We start from the raw sequence: 16,961 nt of genomic DNA on the forward strand, positions 1-16,961 counted from the left end.
TCATGATCTCTCTTTTGTTTGATTGGTTTCAGGACGGGGCTTGGTCAGTCATGAGCAGAACAGCGTCTGCCCATCAAGCGCCGGTCTTGACCGTGTTCCACGCGCGGGTGCGCACGCGCTCCAGCTTCAGCGGCAGTGGTTCCAGCGGAAATAGCGTGTCCAGCACTTGCTTGGTCGGATACACACCCGGGTTGTCGCGGATTTTCTGCTCGACAAGCGCGGTGGCGTCCTTGTTGGCGTTCGGATAGCTCAGGTAGTTGGATGACTCGGCGATGACTTCGGGGCGCAGCATGTAGTTGATGAAGGCCAACCCTTGCTCCGGGTTCGGTGCATCGTTGAGCTGCACCAGACTCTCCACCCACACCGGGGCACCTTCGCGGGGAATGCTGTAGACGAGCTTGCGATGGTTGCCGGCCAGCTCGGAGGCCTTTTGCGCATCGGCGACACCACCGGCCCAGCCCAGCACGACGCAGATGTTGCCATTGGCCAGATCAGAGATGAACTTGGAGGAATCGAAGTAGACGATATGGGGCCGCAGTTTCAGCAGCAGTTCCTGGGCTTTTTTGTAATCCTCCGGGTTCTGGCTGTTATAAGGCAGCCCCAGGTAATGCAACGCGATGGGAATGACTTCGCTGGGGGCATCCAGCATGGCCACGCCGCATTGACTCAGCTTGGCCAGATTGTCTTCCTTGAAAATCAGGTCCCAGGAATTGACTGGCGCATCCGGGCCGAGTATCGATCTGACCTTGTCCGCGTCATAACCGATGCCCGTGGTACCCCACAGATAGGGGGCGGCATAGCTGTTTCCGGGATCGTTGCTTTGCAATTTGGCGAGGATGTCGGGGTCGAGGTGGGACCAGTTGGGCAACTTCGAGCGATCCAGTTTTTTCAGCACGCCCGCTTTGATCAGGTTCGGCAGCAGGTCGCCACTGGCAACCACGACGTCATAGCCGCTGCGGCCGGCCATCAGTTTGCTTTGCATGACGTCGCTGTTGTCGAACACATCGTACACAGCGCTGATGCCCGCTTCTTTCTCGAAGTCTTTCATCGTGTTCGGGGCAATGTAGTCATACCAGTTGTAGATGTGCACGCTGGATTTGGCAGGCTCGTCGGCCTTGGCGCAGGCCAGGCCGACACTGAACAGCGTGACCAGGACGAAGGGCATGTAGCGAGTCGATTTCATCGGGATGCTCCAGAGCATGAGTGCCGGGTCCAGGGACACGGGCACTGCTCCTGCTAGTGTGTGAATTTTTGTTGTGGTTGGATCAAAATCGAATCAGGCCGGAACAATCGCTGTGGTTCAGGGGATCAGCCATTCACGGCGACCATCACCGTGCTCAAGTTGTTCGCCGTTAAGGAGCAGGCGGCGGTCACTGAGGTAGTCGTAGTCGAGGCGGGCGGTGCGCAGCAGGTCCAGATCAAGCGCTACCACCTGACGGCACTCTTCGCGTCCTGCTTCGAATAAGGTTCGCCCGAAGGGATCGATCACGGCACTCCCACCGGCGAACACGAGGCCTTCATCGCCGTCGCCGACTCGATTCACCATCACCGCGAAGGCCTGGTTTTCCTGGGCACGAGCCATGATCGCGGTGCGGTGGACAGGGCCGTAGGGATCCATGTTGCCGTTAGTGATCAGGATCAGTTCAGCGCCGAGTTGGCCGAGGGCTCGCGCACTTTCCGGCAACTCAATGTCGTAGCAAATCAGCAGTCCGACACGCACGCCTTTCCAGAGCGCAGTGGCATAGCGGTCTCCCGGCTGGAACAGGCCGCGTTCCGACGGCCAAAGGTGAGTCTTGCGATAGTGCAAGGCGATCCCTTGTGGCGTTATCAGCAGGGAGGTGTTGTAAAAGATGCCGCCGTCGTTCTCAGCCATGCCAACCACCACCGCGACGTTCTGTTCGCGTGCGGCGCGCAGCACGGCCTGGACACTTGGCCCGTCCAGGGGCTCGGCGACTTCGGCCAGCTGTTGCGCGCTGGCGAAGCCCATCAATTGGGTCTCTGGAAAAATCAGCAGATCGGTATCCACTTCGCAGGTAGCGATGGCCTGCAAGGTACGCTCCAGGTTATAAGCGGTATCGCCATCGCGACCGCCAAGTTGTACGAGTTCAATCTTCATCGGTGATCCTTTAACGTGTTGTGGGCTCGCCATCGCCAAACTGAACAGCACCTGCCAGGGCTGGATGAAGTATGGAGAGCCGTAAAACGGAAAGTAATCACATCGATGGGGTAACCCCGTATGGGTAGAGTCACGAGCATTACCTTGCAGGACATGTCCTGGCACCAGGCAATGGGCCGGCTGATTGAGGGGCTTGACCGGCCCGGTTTCTGGCTGGCCCTGGTGCGTCTGCTGGATCGATACATTCCGGTGGACAGTTGGGTCGTGCTGATTCTCAGCAATGGTCGCCCGCAGGTGCTCGCAGAATGCCCGGGCAAGGAGGGTGGGCCAGACCCGCTCTTTCAGGATTACCTCAAAGGCCTGTATCTGCTCGATCCCTTTTACCTGGCCAACCGGGAAGCACCGCAGAACGGTTTGTTCTGGCTGGCCGACGTGGCGCCGGAGTGCTTCGAGCAGACCGACTACTACCAACGCTACTTCCGCCTCAATATCGTTGCCGACGAAGTCCATATCAACGTCCAGCTCGACGCGGAGCGCACCCTCAGCCTGTCACTGGGAAGCGAGGCCCGTTTCAGCCCGGAGCAGATCGCCTTGCTCACGCTCATTCAGCCGTGGGTCGCCGCCCTGATGCGTCAGCGCATGGCATTCGAGCGGGAGGTACTTGAGCAGAACGTGTTGCCGACGCCAAGCTGGCAGAACTGGCTGGACTCTACTGACAAACAGCTGGAGACGCCGCTCTCCGCCCGGGAACTGGAAGTCGGCCGGCTGATGCTCAGCGGCTGCTCGAACAAAGAGATCGCGCGCAAGCTGGCGATTTCCGCCGAGACGGTGAAGGTCCATCGCAAGCACATGTACAGCAAGCTGGGGATTAAATCCCAGTCCGAGCTGTTCTCGCTGTTTCTGAATGCGCAGAGTTGAAGTCTTCGTGTTTGGGCGAGTTTCGGACTTGATTCAGCGAGTGATTTGCCTCGATTTGCGGGCGCTTAAACAACAAAAATCTCATCTGTTTAAACGAAGCCTTCTGTTACCACCCAGAGGCTACAACGCCTTGCGTCATCGCCTACGGGTAAGACAGAATCCGCCGGCTTGTGCGTCTATGACCTGGGTTCTATCGTGTTCTCGTCGCTGAATAACAGTGATGGGTTTGGTAGACCCTCAGCATCGACGCATAGCGTCACCTTCGGCGGTCCTTTGTCAGGACTGCGTTTTATGGTGGCCATGCGCAGGGCTCCTTCGGGGGCGCCGGTTCCGATGCCCGGTCTACCAACCTTCGTATGGCCGCCACCCTCCGTTTGGTAGCGAGAGGGTGATGGCTCCAATTAAGTAGCATCGGAGTTTCATCTATGTTCAAACCAACGCCAAACCCACCGGACACCGATCCGGCATCGCCCTACGAATCCCTCGATTCCAAAAAATTCCACGAAGCCGCCGAACGCGCCCTCGACCACTACCTCAACCCGGCGGCCCACATCATGGCCAGCACTAACGAACCCGAACCCATGTTCCTCGCCAACCCCAAGTACGACACCGAATCCCTGCTGGCCAACGCCAGTGAATCACTGGGCTCGGCCACCACCATGCTCAGCAATTTCGCGGCGCTATTGGAGAACTCGCATCGCAAGACGTTGCTGGGGATTACGCAAGTGGTGATGTTGGGGGAATTGGCGGTGAATCAGGCGTTGGATAAGGTTGAGTTGAAGGAGTAAGTACACAGCCTCGGCCGTAATCGGATCAGTACGGGTTACTACCGATTGCGGCCCCAAGATCGCCTATCGTTCCAGCCAGTCGGAATGAACCTGCGCAAAGCGCTCTTGCAGCCATTCAATAAAAGCCTGAACCTGCGGCGCCAGGTGCGTCCGGCTTGGGTACAGCACCGACACTGGTCGAGGGGCTGGCCGATAGGGTCTTAGAATCTCCACTAATGCGCGACTGTCCAAATGCTCGGCCACAGTGATGCCTGGCGCCTGGATGATTCCGAAGCCCGATACGCCACACTGAACGTACGCATTCGACCCGGTGACGGTAATACCTGCGTTACTGACAAACGTTCGATCCTGACCCTTGACCGAAAAGTGCCAGGGCAAAGTCCTGTTGCTTTGACCGGACAGGAAGTTGACGCCCCGATGGGAGACCAGATCGTCGAGTGTCTCGGGTTCGCCGTGCTCGTGCAGATACTCGGGCGCTGCGCACGTCACCATGGTTGCCATTCCGACCGGGCGGGTGATCAAGGTCGAGTCCGGTAAATCACCGATACGCAACGCACAGTCGATGCCTTCACCAATCAGGTCAACGGCTCGATCGGTCACGCCCAGGACCATGTTGATACCGGGGTAGGTGGCGGTGAATTCTTTCAGGCTTTTGATGAATTCCATTTGCGCGAATGCGGTCGGGATATCGACGCGAAGTCGGCCCGCGAGTGTTGCGCCGGTGCGATCAAACATCGAGGTCGCGGCAGATATATCCCCGAGAATTTCCTGCGCCCGCTCATAGAACCGCTCGCCCTCGGCGGTGAGCGCCACCTTTCTCGTGGTGCGTTGGAACAGGCGCACGCCCAGTGACGTCTCCAGCTCCTGGATGTAACGGGTGACCTGAGGCCGCCCGATGTCCAGCGACTCGGCGGCTTTAGTGAAGCTGCCAAGTTCAGCAAGCCTGGCGAACAGTCGCATCGATTGCAGCAGGTCCATGACGTTTCCATGCGGGCCCCGACTGACTCACGGAGCTCAAAATGATTGTTATCTCAGAATAGAACAATCATGTCTTTTTCTGCGCATTTATTGCGCGGCGCCAAAAGCGAAAGATGTGCCCCAGGCAGAACCGATTCCGGTTTGCGGCCCATAGACGTGCATTTGGAGATTCATGATGAAGGCTTGGCTATTGAAAGATTTCGGACTCGACAACCTGCAATTGGGAGAGGTCGCGACCCCGCAACCACAGGGCGGTGAGCTATTGGTCAAGGTTGGCGCTGTCTCGCTCAACTTTCGCGACAAGGCTATTGTTGATGGCATCTATGAGCCGCATAAGGTGCCCAAGTCACTGATCCCGGTGAGCGATGCAGCCGGCACCGTGGTGGCGGTCGGTGACGGCGTAACGCGCTTCAATATCGGTGACCGGGTCAACTCGCATCTTTACTCCCGTTGGCTGGATGGCGAGCCAGGCCCCAACGAACCCGATTACTGCTTCGGCTCGCCGTTGCCTGGCGGTTTGGCCGAATACATGATTATCCACGAAGACAGCGCCGTGGCTGCGCCAGACAACATGAGCGACGAAGAGGCCGCAACACTGCCGATTGCTGCGCTCACGGCCTGGTACTCGTTGGTTGACTTTGGACACATTCAGCCAGGGCAAACCGTGTTGGTTCAAGGCACTGGCGGTGTGTCCATATTTGCCGTGCAGATCGCTACCGCGCTTGGCGCGAAGGTGATCGCAACGTCGAGTAGCGACCAGAACCTGCAAACCGTGAAGGGGCTGGGGGCCGTGGCGGGAATCAACTACAGAACGACGCCGAACTGGGCGGACGAAGTGCTGAAGCTGACCGAAGGCAAGGGCGTGGATCTGCTGCTCGATGTGGCGGGTGGCAACGGCATCAATCAATCGGTCGCAGCGACCAAGGCATCCGGGCGGATTGCGCAGATCGGCTTTTTGACCGGGCAGACCGTTGAACTCAATCTGATGCCACTCATTTTCCGCCAGACGACCATTCGCGGTATCGCCGTGGCGCCGCGCTCATCGTTCGACCGGATGAATACGTTCCTCAATGAACACAAGATTCGTCCTGTGATCGACCAGGTGTATCCATTCGAGCAAGCACGAGAAGCTTACGAGCATCTCGCGAAAGGGGCGTTTGGGAAGGTTGTCATCAAAATCGCTTGAGACTGTTGACGGCGCTGATGGGCTTATGTCCATCAGTTCAGCCGAACCGCACTTTGTAGCAGCTGGCGAAGCCTGCGTTCGGCTGCGTAGCAGTCGTAAAACATGAGTTTGCGGTCTGCCTGAAACACCGCATCGGCTGATTTCACGACTGCTACGCAGCCGAACGCAGGCTTCGCCAGCTGCTACGGTTCGCGTTAAGGCTTAACTGATCGGCATTAGCCGATATGGCTGGTCGCGCGCCCGGTCATCTCAGTACTGAATTCACGCGCCACGACCAGACTGATGAATGTAACTCATGAACCCTTGCCGATTTACCCGTCTAGTGCCCATCCCTTAGCTCGCTTAATGTTTGAACAGCGGCATTGCACGCCCTGAGTGCACCAAATCCTGTTTTCCGTGTCGGGCGTGGAGGGAGAATCGCAGTGAGCAACGAGCATGATCCGCTTCGCCGCACGGTAGTCGCTGCGCTCGCGAGCGCACCACTTCTGGCATTGGCCGGCACGGTAAACAACGACGAAGCGCCTCGCTCGGGTTCGCGCATCCTCGTGGCGTACTTCTCCCGCTCCGGCAATACCCGTGTCGTGGCGGGTCTCATCCAGCGAGGTCTGCGTGCGGATCTCTTTGAAATCCGCCCGGCGAAGAACTTCCCCGAGGATTACCTGGAAACGGTGGAGCAGGCACGCCAGGAGCGCGAGCGGTTTCGAACCCGCCCTGGAAAACAAGGTTCGGCAAATGGCCGACTACGACATTGTGTTAACCGCATTGAAGATATCCACGGCATGGCGGACTTCATCACACAGTACGCGGGTGTTGATGGGAAACGCCTGGGCCTGCTCGGCATCTGCGGCGGTGGTGGCTATTCGTTGGCCGCAGCGCAAACCGACAAGCGATTCAAGTCGGTGGCGACGGTGAGCATGTTCAACTCGGGACGGGTGCGTCGAAATGGCTACAACGACTCTCAACTGGACACGATTCAACAACGCCTGCAACAGGCTTCCGCAGCCCGCGCCCAGGAAGCGGCCGGCGGCGAAGTGCTCTACTCAGGGGATGCCAATCTCACCGACGAGCAGATCGCCAAACTGCCGTTCGACTTGTATCGCCAGGGTTACGAGTACTACTGGAAGACGCACGCGCACCCTCGTTCGACCTTCAAATACACCACGAGCAGCCTGTTGGACCTGATGCGCTTCGACGCCACCCAACAGATCGAACTGATTAATCAGCCGTTACTGATGATCGCGGGCAGCAAGGCCGACAGCCTGTACATGACCCAGGATGCGTTCCCCAAAGCCACGGGCACTCAGGACAAGGAATTGTTCATTATCGACGGCGCAACACATATCGAAACCTACTGGGTGCCCCAGTATGTCGACGCCGCTGTCGGCAAGCTGACAGGGTTCTACGCAAGAACCCTGTAATTCGCTGTTCATTTGACACAAATGGAGAGGGTTTCAAATGCTCGCCGCTGATTACATGGGATGATCCCGTGCTCCTCATGAGAGGTTCTCATCAATGCCCCGAGCCAATCTCAACGACCTGCAAGCCTTCGTGGTCATCACCCGCGAAGGCAGCTTCACCCGCGCCGCCGCACAGCTGGGCGTCTCGCAGTCCGCCCTGAGCCATACAATGCGCGCTCTGGAAACACGGCTTGGCGTTCGGCTGCTGACCCGAACCACGCGCAGCGTATCCCCCACCGAGGCAGGCCAGCGGTTATATCACTCCATGGCGCCACGGTTTGAAGAAATTGAACTTGAACTGGCCGCCGTCAGCGAGTTTCGTGATACCCCGGCCGGCAACGTGCGGATTTCAGCCTCCGAACACGCGGCGAACAACACACTTTGGCCCAAGCTTTTAAAGGTGCTTCCCGATTACCCGGATATCAAGGTCGAAATCACCGTCGACTACGCCCTGTCCGACATTGTCGCGCAGCGTTACGACGCAGGAGTGCGTCTGGGCGATCAAGTGGCCAAGGACATGATTGCCGTGCCGATCGGTCCGTCGTTGCGAATCGCAGTCGTGGGATCACCTGAGTATTTCAAACAGCAGCCTTTTCCGAAGGAACCGGGTGATTTGGCCTCACACAATTGCATCAATTTGCGACTGCCCACCCATGGAAGCCTGATGCAATGGGATTTTGAAAAAGACGGTCACGAACTGAAAGCGCGTGTCGAAGGGCAATGGACGTTCAACAGCAGTGGGCCGATCCTGCGCGCTGCCGTGGCGGGTTGCGGGTTGGGTTTCTTGCCGGAAGATATGGTGTCCAAGGAGCTTGCCGACGGAAGTCTTGTGCGGGTACTGGAGGATTGGTGCCAACCTTTTTCTGGCTACCATCTCTACTACCCTAACCGCCGTGAGCACTCGTCAGCGTTTGGGGTAGTGGTTGATGCGCTGCGCTATGAGCGCTGAGCAGTCAATCATTAAGGTGCTTTGGCGGCAGGCATCAATCTATGGCTAGACTCAATCACCTACATAGTAAGACGGGGGCATCATGAACTTCATTCTCTGGGTCATTCTCGGCACCAACGGTGCACAACCCGCGACAGCGGTCGACCATGCCGAATACAAGAGTATGGAGGCGTGTCAGCACGCAGCCGATCAGATCAAGGAATCACTCGGAGGGGTTCAGTTCCAGATTCACACCCTCTGCACACCCACGGATAAGACAAAATAAAGCGCTTAGCACCTGTGTTTGTAGCAGCTGCCGAGCCTGCGAGGCTGCGTCCGGCCGCGCAGCGGTCGTAAACCCGTGTACTCGGTTTTACCTGAACCACCGCGTCGCCTGATTTCACGACCGCTGCGCGGCCGGACGCAGCCTCGCAGGCTCGGCAGCTGCTACGGGGCAGGGGAGGGTTTCGATTGAAGTGCTGGCCCCGGATAGTCCGTCGTCACCAGAGGGGAGGTTAGTAAGCCTGCCTCTGATTGAGGCAGGCCATTGAAACGACGGGATCAGCGAACCATGCACGGACGCTTGTTGTTGAACTCCCAACCCGACACCAGATAACGCATCGCGGTAGCATCATCGCGGGCGCCCAGGCCCATGGTTTTGTAGACTTCATGGGCTTGCATCAGCGCGTCCCAGTCCAGTTCGACGCCCAGGCCCGGCTTCTTGGGTACTTCCACTAAACCGCCTTTGATCTGCAATGGCTCTTTGGTCAGGCGCTGACCGTCTTGCCAGATCCAGTGGGTATCGATGGCGGTAATGTTTCCGGGGGCAGCGGCTGCGACGTGAGTGAACATGGCGAGCGAGATATCGAAATGGTTATTCGAGTGAGAGCCCCACGTCAGCCCCCATTCCTTGCACATCTGTGCCACACGAACCGATCCCTGCATCGTCCAGAAATGCGGGTCGGCCAAGGGGATGTCGACGGATTGCAACTGGATCGCATGCCCCATCTGGCGCCAGTCAGTGGCAATCATGTTGGTGGCAGTGCGCAGGCCCGTGGCGCGGCGGAACTCGGCCATCACTTCGCGACCTGAATAGCCATTTTCAGCCCCGCACGGATCTTCGGCGTAGGCCAGAACGTGATGCTGATCGCGGCACAGGGCCACGGCTTCCTTCAGTGACCAGGCGCCGTTTGGATCGAGGGTGATGCGTGCATCAGGGAAGCGTTCCGCCAATGCCGTGACGGCGGCGATTTCGTCTTCGCCTCGAAGCACGCCGCCTTTGAGTTTGAAATCCTTGAAGCCGTAACGTTCATAGGCGGCCTCCGCAAGCGCAACCACCGATTCCGGAGTCAGTGCTTCTACGTTGCGCAGGCGGAACCATTCGTTATCGGCATCCTGTTCCGAGCGATAGCCCAGGTCAGTCTTGTTGCGGTCGCCGACGTAAAACAGGTAACCCAGCATTTCAACGGCATCGCGTTGTTGCCCTTCGCCCAGCAGTGCCGCGACAGGCACTTGCAAGTGCTGACCCAGAAGATCCAGCAAGGCTGATTCCACTGCCGTCACGGCATGCACTGCGATGCGCAGATCGAATGTTTGCAGGCCGCGACCACCCACATCGCGGTCGGCGAAGGCGTTTCTGACTTTGTTCAACAGACTTTGATAGTTGCCAATTGACTGGCCGCTCAGCAAGTCGCGGGCATCCTCCAGCGTTTTGCGGATGCCTTCACCGCCCGGCACTTCACCGACGCCGACGTGACCCGAACTGTCCGTCAGAATCAGAATATTGCGCGTGAATAACGGGCCGTGAGCACCGCTCAAATTGAGCAGCATGCTGTCATGTCCCGCCACCGGAACGACTTTCAGGTCGGTGATTACAGGTGCACCGGTGGTTGCCTGGGGATGATTCAAAGCGTCCATACGTTCATACCTTTCTTGTAGTTGGGGGGGTAATTAGCCTGCGTGTTTCACGGTGGTTGCCGGGGCGGGAACGGGGCTGTCAGTCACGCCTTTGAGTTCAATACGTTTGATTTCGCCAACGATGAACAGGTAGCTGATGGCCGCGACCAGCGCGTTGGCACCCACAAATACCAAAGCCATTTTGAAAGAGCCGGTGGCGGCAATGATGTAACCGATGATGATCGGCGTGGAGATCGAAGACAGGTTGCCAAAGGTGTTGAACAAGCCACCTGACAGGCCTGCGATTTGCTTCGGCGAGGTATCCGACACGACGGCCCAGCCCAGTGCGCCGATACCTTTGCCGAAGAACGCCAGCGCCATGAAGCACACCACCATCCAGTCAGCATCGACGTAGTTGCAGATGATCATGCTCATCGACAACAACATGCCGCACACGATGGGGGTCTTGCGTGCCACGCTCAGAGAGTTGCCGCGACGCAGCAACGTGTCCGAAATCACGCCACCCAGGACACCGCCCAGAAAGCCGCAGATGGCCGGTAGCGACGCAATAAACCCGGCCTTCAGAATGGTCATGCCGCGTTCTTGTACGAGATAAACCGGGAACCATGTGAGGAAGAAGTAGGTAAGGGCGTTGATGCAGAACTGACCGATGTAGATACCCATCATCATGCGGTTGGTCAGAAGCTGACGGATGTAATCCCACTTGGGGCCACTGTCCTTTTTCGCTTTCGAATCTTCCAGGTCGACCAGTCCACCGTTGTCGGCGATGTATTTGACCTCGGCGGCGTTGACCTTCGGGTGGTCCTTTGGCCCGTAGATCACCTTCAGCCATATCAGCGAGAACACGATGCCCAAGGCGCCCATGACGATGAACACGTGCTGCCAGCCGAACGTGTAGACGATCCAACCCATCAGCGGTGCGAACAGTGCGGTCGCAAAGTATTGCGCCGAGTTGAAGATGGCTGACGCGGTCCCGCGTTCCTTGGTCGGAAACCACGTGGCAACGATCCGTGCGTTACCCGGGAACGAAGGCGCTTCCGCCAGACCGACCATGAAGCGCAGCAGAAACAGCAGCACCACGGCGGTGGAGATCCCGAATTCGCCGATATAACCCTGCAACAGGGTAAACAGTGACCAGGTGAAAATACTCCCGGCGTAGACTTTCTTTGAGCCGAAGCGATCAAGGAGCCAGCCGCCCGGGATCTGGCCCAGAACATAAGCCCAACCAAACGCTGAAAAGATGTAGCCGAGAGTCACGGCGTCCAGCCCCAGGTCTTTTTGAATACTGGAGCCGGCGATGGAGATGGTGGCGCGGTCGGCATAGTTGATCGTCGTCACCAGGAACAGCATGAGCAGGATCAAATAGCGGACGCGGGTTTGCTTGGGTTCTTGCATGGTTGACGCTCCCACGAATTATTTTTGTGCGGGTAGACCGGTCAGGTCGACGATATCCGTCATGTGTCGTTGTAGGTTGTCGTACAACGATAGCGCTATCATTAAACAGATAGCGCTATCATTTCAAGCGCCATTTGGCGGGATTTTCAAAATTGAATCAGGTGCTGGCGCGTTCGATCAGCTCGAAGCCGGTATCCATCTGGCTTACGGAGGAATCACCATCGCCGGAAAATCTTCTGAGCAGCGCTTCGGCCACTTCGCGGCCCATTGTCGCGGCATTGACGCTGACGGTGGACAGGGCGGGGTGGGCGAATTTGGCATTGGTAATGTCGCCAAATCCGAGCACGGCGATGTCTTGAGGGACGCGCAAGCCCTGGCTGGCGGCTTCCGCAAGCACGCCGAAGGCTAGCGTATCGGAACTGCAGAAGATCAGTTCGGGAGGGGATGCGCGCAGCTGAAGTCGTTTCAAGCCTTCTCTGCCCACTTCCCACGTTGCAGGCAGCGGCAGGATTTCTACCGGCACGTCGAGCAGGTCATGCTGCTTGAGTCTTTCAATCAGGCCATTGCAGCGTCGAATGGCTCGTGGGTCATCCACTGAAATAACCGAGAATCGTCGGTAGCCCTTCGCAAAAAAGTGATCAGCGACGAGCGCACCGACTTTTTCATGAGAAAAACCGACTTGTATATCCAGCGCTGTATCGCTGAGGTCCCAGGCTTCAACGACCGGAATACCGGCTGATGCAAGCCGGTTTCTACTGGCTTCAGTGTGGAGGGTGCCTGTCAGAACGATACCGTCCGGACGTCGGCCCAGAATGGCTTCGAGCAAGACTTCCTCATTTTCAGGGGAATACCCGGTCGGCCCCAGGAGCGATTGATAACCAGCCTCGGTCAGCCGATCCATGATGGCTTGTACCGCGCCGGCGAATATGGAGGTGCCTATGGTGGGAAGCAGAATGGCAACCAGTCGGCTTTTGCTAGAGGCGAGGCTACCGGCCAATAGATTGGGCACATAGCCCATCTCACGCACCGTTTCCAAAACGTGCTGCCTGGTGGCATCACTCACCAGCTCCGGGCGGTGCAAGGCGCGCGAAACTGTAATAGGTGAAACACCTGCTTTGAGAGCCACGTCAGCCACGGTGAGCGGAGATTCAGAGTTGCCATTGGCGGCGGCAATCTCACGTTTCGACTTTTTGGCCACAAAGCACCCGGCAATTCAACGAAGTAAGAACAGTAGCGGATGTTAGCGGGCTTTTTGCGGCCATACCATGAGGTACGCCTGGTTTTGGGTGCAAAGTCAGGTGTCCAGAATGGCCTATGTGGCCGATAGCTGGCTCCCCAAAAGCTCGCCTGCGCAGCCTTCAGAAGTAACAAAATAACTCACGGATATTTACCTGTAGGGTGGATCCTTATAAGATGAAAAACGACATGCTCCTCTCCATCAGGCTTTGAGTTGACTATGCTTGTGGCTATTCAGCGTATGAAAAAGAATCTTGGCCGATTAGGATTATAATCATGCGAAACCAAATGCGAAGCTATAAGCGACGACTCGATGCAAGCTCAATTAACGCTGCATCTAATTATAATACGTTGAGTGTCTAAACGATGAGTAGCGCTAATTTATCGGCTGATAACTCTAATGCATTTAGCATAGTTATAGTAAATTACAAAACACCAGAAATCACCAAGATATGTTTGGACTTGCTGCACCAACATCTGGGTGATAGCGTCCCGATATGGGTAGTTGATAACTATTCTGCCGATGAAAGCACTGAGTATTTGAAGTCACTTGACTGGATTAATTTAATCGAACGCTCAATCACTGAGCCAGAGGCAGGTCATATCGCGCATGGCAAAGCACTTGATCTGGTTTTGGAGCGAGTTGAAACTGATTATTTATTCCTCTTGCATACAGATACATTTGTGTTCGATAAAAATGTTTTCCCAATGATGCTGAATAAGTGCGTTAATAATAAAAAGGTCGTAGCCGTCGGTTGTGTGGAACAATTAAATCGTGGAACCACGCGAACGCTTTGGCGTTTTAGCTCGCGACTATTCAAGCACCATTTCAGACGGCTGAAAATTTCTATAGGGTTACGCTCCAGAGAACCAAAACCCTACAGAGAAGTGTACTTGAAGAGTTTCTGTACGTTGTGGAACTGCAAACTTATAAAACAGCACGGCCTGCATTTTTCGATGGACGATCGTGTTCCTGGTTATACCCTTCAAGACCGCATGACCGAGCTTGGCTATGCTGTTGAAATGTTATCGCCGCGTAAAATTTTCAGCTATCTGGATCATATTCAGTCTGGTACTGTCGCAGCGGCCGGGGGCTATGAATCGACTCATAGGCGAACCAAAATGTACAATAATATTCTTAAGCGTTTGAACAAGGAAACCAGCAAAGCATGAGTCAATCAGGCGTGCGCAAGCAATGCGGTTGACTCTGTTTTAATTCATTCAACAGGTTTTTTTGTATTAAGTTATTGGAGCGGTAATGGCACCCATCACTCAAACACTACCCATCACCCTCTCATCGGGGCTTGATTTCGACCAAAACGCCGCCAGCGCCTTTGGTCATTCATTGGCCAGCCACTATGTTCAGGCTACGCCATTTCCGCACATCGTTATCGATAACTTCTTGCACGAAGACCTGATTGCAAGTATATGCTCGAACTTTCCTGTCGAGCCAACCAACAACGAAATGCTCTACGAGCGCGGCTATAAAGGTCAGCTAAAACGTCAAATCAGTCCCAATGAATGCAGCCCTTTTCTCAAGACCGTTTTTAACGCGTTTAACTCGGCGCCCATGTTGCAGTTTCTTGAAAAGCTCACAGGCATCGAAGGTTTGATACCCGATCCCTACTTTAGCGGTGGCGGGCTGCACGAAACCAGGAGTGGTGGTTTCCTTGGGGTGCACTCGGATTTCAGGCTCAACAAAAAGCTTAATGTTGAGCGTAGACTGAATATCATCATTTATCTGAATGAAAACTGGCAAGAGGAATACGGCGGTCATCTGGAACTTTGGGATGTCAATATGAAGACCTGCCTTAAGAAAGTTCTACCGATTTACAATCGCTGCGTCATCTTCAATACAGACAAAGACAGCAATCATGGGCACCCAGAGCCTTTGACTACTCCAGAGCACATCACGCGCAGGTCTATAGCGCTTTATTACTACACCGCGGGAACCATGGCGATCGATCCCGCACAAAGAAACAAGACCCACTACAAGCCAAGACCCAAAGATCGTTTAAGCCTCAAGTACTACGTGAATAAACTCATCAAGAAGAAAAACTAAGCTACGAAACGCCCGTTGAACGATTTAGCCAATCGATGAGGGTCAGCGCAACGCGCTGGCTCTTCTTTCCACCACCTTGAAACTCAAGCGTACGGATGTTCCCTGTAGTTCATGGTGGGTCAGACTGGCTTCTCCACCAAAACTTTCCATGATCTGTTTCACCATAATCAGCCCTATACCCAGCTTGCCTTGCTTGGTGGTGTAGAAGGTTTTGAACGCCATCAATTCTTGTTGCCGTAACGTTCCATTGCCGGTGTCACCAATGATGAGATGCAGCCATTGATGGGGTTCATCCACATTGGCCTGGATGGTTAATTTCCCCCCGCCGTGCATAGCCTCTATAGCATTGGCAATGACGCTATTCAAAATTTGAGAAAGCAAAAGTGGATTACTGATGATCCGCAGGGTGGGCTCATTCTTGAACTCGAGCTGGATTCTTGACTGAGCCAATTGCGCGTTGAAGCCGGCCAGCGTGGCCTGGACCACAATCATGGGGTCCACCAGTTCTGCCTCTCCACGAATAGGTCGCAAGCACAGCAGCAATTCGTGCACCCACTGCGACATCCGATCCACTTGGCCGACAATGTCGTCGATATTCTTCCTGGCAGGTTGGCCGTCCATGTCGCTCGCCAATTCTGCGCTGGAGCGGATGCAGGCAAGTGGATTGCGCAGACTATGAGCGACCGCCGTGGACATTTCGACCAGGCCCATATAGGTCTTGTTGGCGACGAGCTGAGCTTCCTGTGATGCCAGCTGAATCGATGCCCCTCGAACAATCCAATACAGCCCGAAGTAAAGGAGCAGCCCGCCGGCCGCCGTAGTCAGCCAGATTATCCAGTGGCCACGATTGAGCCGCTCGATCAGATCGGCCGGCTCCTTGTAAATTTCCACCACTGCCAGCGTATTCCCCAGATCATCTACCAGGGGGATGTAGCTCTCGATGAAGAACATTTTGGGAGCGAGCAAAAATTGCTGTTCAGGACGGAGTTCATCGGCGTTGCTGTATTTGGTGGAAACCCGGTCTTTGGAGCTGAATGCCGCTTCAAGGGGTTTGTCGTTCAGAAATTTTTGTCCAATAAGCTGCGGATTGGTCGACCACATCACTGTCCGAAGAGGGGAGTAGATGCTGATCAGGAGCGAGTCCGGCAGGTGCGAAAGGTGGTCGAGGAACTCGGAGCGGGCACGTTGCCTGTTCTGCGACATTTCTTCCGACAGCATCCCATAATGGGTGGCTGCCAAAACGTCGCCCATGCGCATTCCGGCTAAGCCGTGGTGACGTATCTCACCCAGGGCGATGGTCTGGATAAATTGCGCTGACAGCAGGGCGTCGCGCTCCAGGCTTTCGATAACCAGGAATCGGGTCGTCACCGAACCCAGTCCAATGGCTATCACGCTGATCAGGATGAAGCTGATGATCGAAAACCATCGCAAGAGGTTGGGTGGGTTGGTCGGCGCAATCGGGTCGGCCGCCCCCCGATCCAAGCGTCTGAAAATAGCTGAAGCTGGCTGAATGGAGCGTGTCCTGTGCATGCGGCTTATCCCGGTTGTGCTGCTCGAACCACTTGATGAGTTCTCGATGAATACCCAGCATTCTCTGTGCCAGCCAACCCGTCATCGTTCTGTTTAGTGCCTGCGACGGAGCAAATGGACTTTTCAGGCATGCGTCAGCCCGAAAGAAAACGCATGGCTGGGGAACTTCAGCCAACTTTGGGGGCAATCCCCCTGTGAAGGGGCCTGTCAGGACACGACCTGCTGTTATGGCCCGGCGTTGCTGGGCGTGGGTAGTGCCCGGTTTTTTGGTTCGCCGCAGGCCTTCAAACGCATGAACCATGCACTGGCTTTTTTGCTGCTCGTGTCTGCCTGGCTGACTGTACGGGTGTAGGTCGAACAATTCCTGTCGATGTGCACCTCGTTCCACTTCTGAGTCGACTAAGGGAAAACTTTAGCCGGGTTGAAGATTTCCCCCCCGCAGATGCTGTT

The 16,961-nt window shown here is 55.8% G+C and carries 14 protein-coding genes and 3 pseudogenes; 10 read left to right on the forward strand and 7 right to left on the reverse strand.

Going from position 1 to position 16,961, the window contains the following annotated elements; all coding sequences use genetic code 11:
* Positions 1-73 precede the first annotated feature (73 nt).
* Both J2Y56_RS10745 and J2Y56_RS10750 read right to left on the reverse strand, forming a co-directional pair.
* The gene (locus J2Y56_RS10745; protein WP_310350140.1) at positions 74-1,183 is read right to left on the reverse strand and encodes a polyamine ABC transporter substrate-binding protein; all 1,110 of its coding nucleotides are present in this window, start codon (positions 1,181-1,183) and stop codon (positions 74-76) included.
* Between the two features lie 117 nt (positions 1,184-1,300).
* Positions 1,301-2,116 carry a carbon-nitrogen hydrolase family protein gene (locus J2Y56_RS10750; protein ID WP_310350059.1) on the reverse strand — a complete coding sequence of 272 codons (816 nt, stop codon included), beginning with the start codon at positions 2,114-2,116 and terminating at the stop codon, positions 1,301-1,303.
* Between the two features lie 120 nt (positions 2,117-2,236).
* On the opposite strand from J2Y56_RS10750, the gene J2Y56_RS10755 reads away from it, so the two are divergent.
* Together J2Y56_RS10755 and J2Y56_RS10760 are read left to right on the forward strand one after the other, a co-directional pair.
* Positions 2,237-3,034: a helix-turn-helix transcriptional regulator gene (locus tag J2Y56_RS10755; protein ID WP_310350061.1), complete on the forward strand. Its 798-nt coding sequence runs from the start codon at positions 2,237-2,239 to the stop codon at positions 3,032-3,034.
* A gap of 425 nt (positions 3,035-3,459) precedes the next feature.
* The gene (locus tag J2Y56_RS10760) at positions 3,460-3,822 is read left to right on the forward strand and encodes a DUF6124 family protein (protein ID WP_150781778.1); all 363 of its coding nucleotides are present in this window, start codon (positions 3,460-3,462) and stop codon (positions 3,820-3,822) included.
* A gap of 63 nt (positions 3,823-3,885) precedes the next feature.
* Here J2Y56_RS10760 and J2Y56_RS10765 read toward each other — a convergent pair whose 3' ends face one another.
* Positions 3,886-4,800 carry a LysR family transcriptional regulator gene (locus J2Y56_RS10765; RefSeq protein ID WP_310350062.1) on the reverse strand — a complete coding sequence of 305 codons (915 nt, stop codon included), beginning with the start codon at positions 4,798-4,800 and terminating at the stop codon, positions 3,886-3,888.
* A gap of 175 nt (positions 4,801-4,975) precedes the next feature.
* Here J2Y56_RS10765 and J2Y56_RS10770 point away from each other — a divergent pair, with 175 nt between their 5' ends.
* From J2Y56_RS10770 to J2Y56_RS10790, 5 genes and pseudogenes are all read left to right on the forward strand, one after another.
* Positions 4,976-5,986 (forward strand): NAD(P)-dependent alcohol dehydrogenase, encoded by a 1,011-nt coding sequence (locus tag J2Y56_RS10770; protein ID WP_310350142.1) that lies wholly within the window; start codon positions 4,976-4,978, stop codon positions 5,984-5,986.
* A 422-nt stretch (positions 5,987-6,408) separates the two neighbouring features.
* Positions 6,409-6,757 (forward strand): annotated as a pseudogene (locus tag J2Y56_RS10775) (flavodoxin); the annotation flags it as partial.
* Positions 6,742-7,404, forward strand: a pseudogene (locus tag J2Y56_RS10780) (alpha/beta hydrolase); the annotation flags it as partial. The pseudogenes J2Y56_RS10775 and J2Y56_RS10780, both read left to right, overlap by 16 nt.
* Positions 7,405-7,498: 94 nt before the next feature.
* Positions 7,499-8,392, forward strand: a complete 894-nt coding sequence (locus J2Y56_RS10785; protein WP_310350064.1) for a LysR family transcriptional regulator — start codon at positions 7,499-7,501, stop codon at positions 8,390-8,392.
* Positions 8,393-8,474: 82 nt separating this feature from the next.
* Positions 8,475-8,657: a hypothetical protein gene (locus J2Y56_RS10790; RefSeq protein ID WP_150781771.1), complete on the forward strand. Its 183-nt coding sequence runs from the start codon at positions 8,475-8,477 to the stop codon at positions 8,655-8,657.
* 275 nt (positions 8,658-8,932) lie between these two features.
* Here the strand turns inward: J2Y56_RS10790 and gudD are convergent, their stop codons facing one another.
* From gudD to J2Y56_RS10805, 3 genes are all read right to left on the reverse strand, one after another.
* The gene (gene gudD / locus J2Y56_RS10795; RefSeq protein ID WP_405046849.1) at positions 8,933-10,288 is read right to left on the reverse strand and encodes a glucarate dehydratase; all 1,356 of its coding nucleotides are present in this window, start codon (positions 10,286-10,288) and stop codon (positions 8,933-8,935) included.
* A 33-nt stretch (positions 10,289-10,321) separates the two neighbouring features.
* Positions 10,322-11,683, reverse strand: coding sequence for an MFS transporter (locus tag J2Y56_RS10800; protein WP_310350066.1), 1,362 nt, complete (start codon positions 11,681-11,683; stop codon positions 10,322-10,324).
* Positions 11,684-11,840: 157 nt separating this feature from the next.
* Positions 11,841-12,881 carry a LacI family DNA-binding transcriptional regulator gene (locus tag J2Y56_RS10805; protein WP_310350068.1) on the reverse strand — a complete coding sequence of 347 codons (1,041 nt, stop codon included), beginning with the start codon at positions 12,879-12,881 and terminating at the stop codon, positions 11,841-11,843.
* Between the two features lie 404 nt (positions 12,882-13,285).
* On the opposite strand from J2Y56_RS10805, the gene J2Y56_RS10810 reads away from it, so the two are divergent.
* Positions 13,286-14,092 carry a glycosyltransferase gene (locus J2Y56_RS10810; protein WP_310350070.1) on the forward strand — a complete coding sequence of 269 codons (807 nt, stop codon included), beginning with the start codon at positions 13,286-13,288 and terminating at the stop codon, positions 14,090-14,092.
* Positions 14,093-14,177: 85 nt separating this feature from the next.
* On the forward strand, positions 14,178-14,981 hold the full coding sequence (locus tag J2Y56_RS10815; protein WP_310350072.1) for a 2OG-Fe(II) oxygenase: 804 nt from the start codon (positions 14,178-14,180) through the stop codon (positions 14,979-14,981).
* A gap of 42 nt (positions 14,982-15,023) precedes the next feature.
* On the opposite strand, the gene J2Y56_RS10820 is transcribed toward J2Y56_RS10815, so the two are convergent.
* Positions 15,024-16,511 (reverse strand): HAMP domain-containing sensor histidine kinase, encoded by a 1,488-nt coding sequence (locus J2Y56_RS10820; protein ID WP_310350075.1) that lies wholly within the window; start codon positions 16,509-16,511, stop codon positions 15,024-15,026.
* Positions 16,512-16,746: 235 nt separating this feature from the next.
* On the opposite strand from J2Y56_RS10820, the pseudogene J2Y56_RS10825 reads away from it, so the two are divergent.
* Positions 16,747-16,863: pseudogene (locus tag J2Y56_RS10825) on the forward strand (LysE family translocator); the annotation flags it as partial.
* Positions 16,864-16,961 lie beyond the last annotated feature (98 nt).

The sequence above is a fragment of the Pseudomonas sp. BE134 genome (assembly GCF_031456105.1).
In the GTDB taxonomy this organism is placed as follows: domain Bacteria; phylum Pseudomonadota; class Gammaproteobacteria; order Pseudomonadales; family Pseudomonadaceae; genus Aquipseudomonas.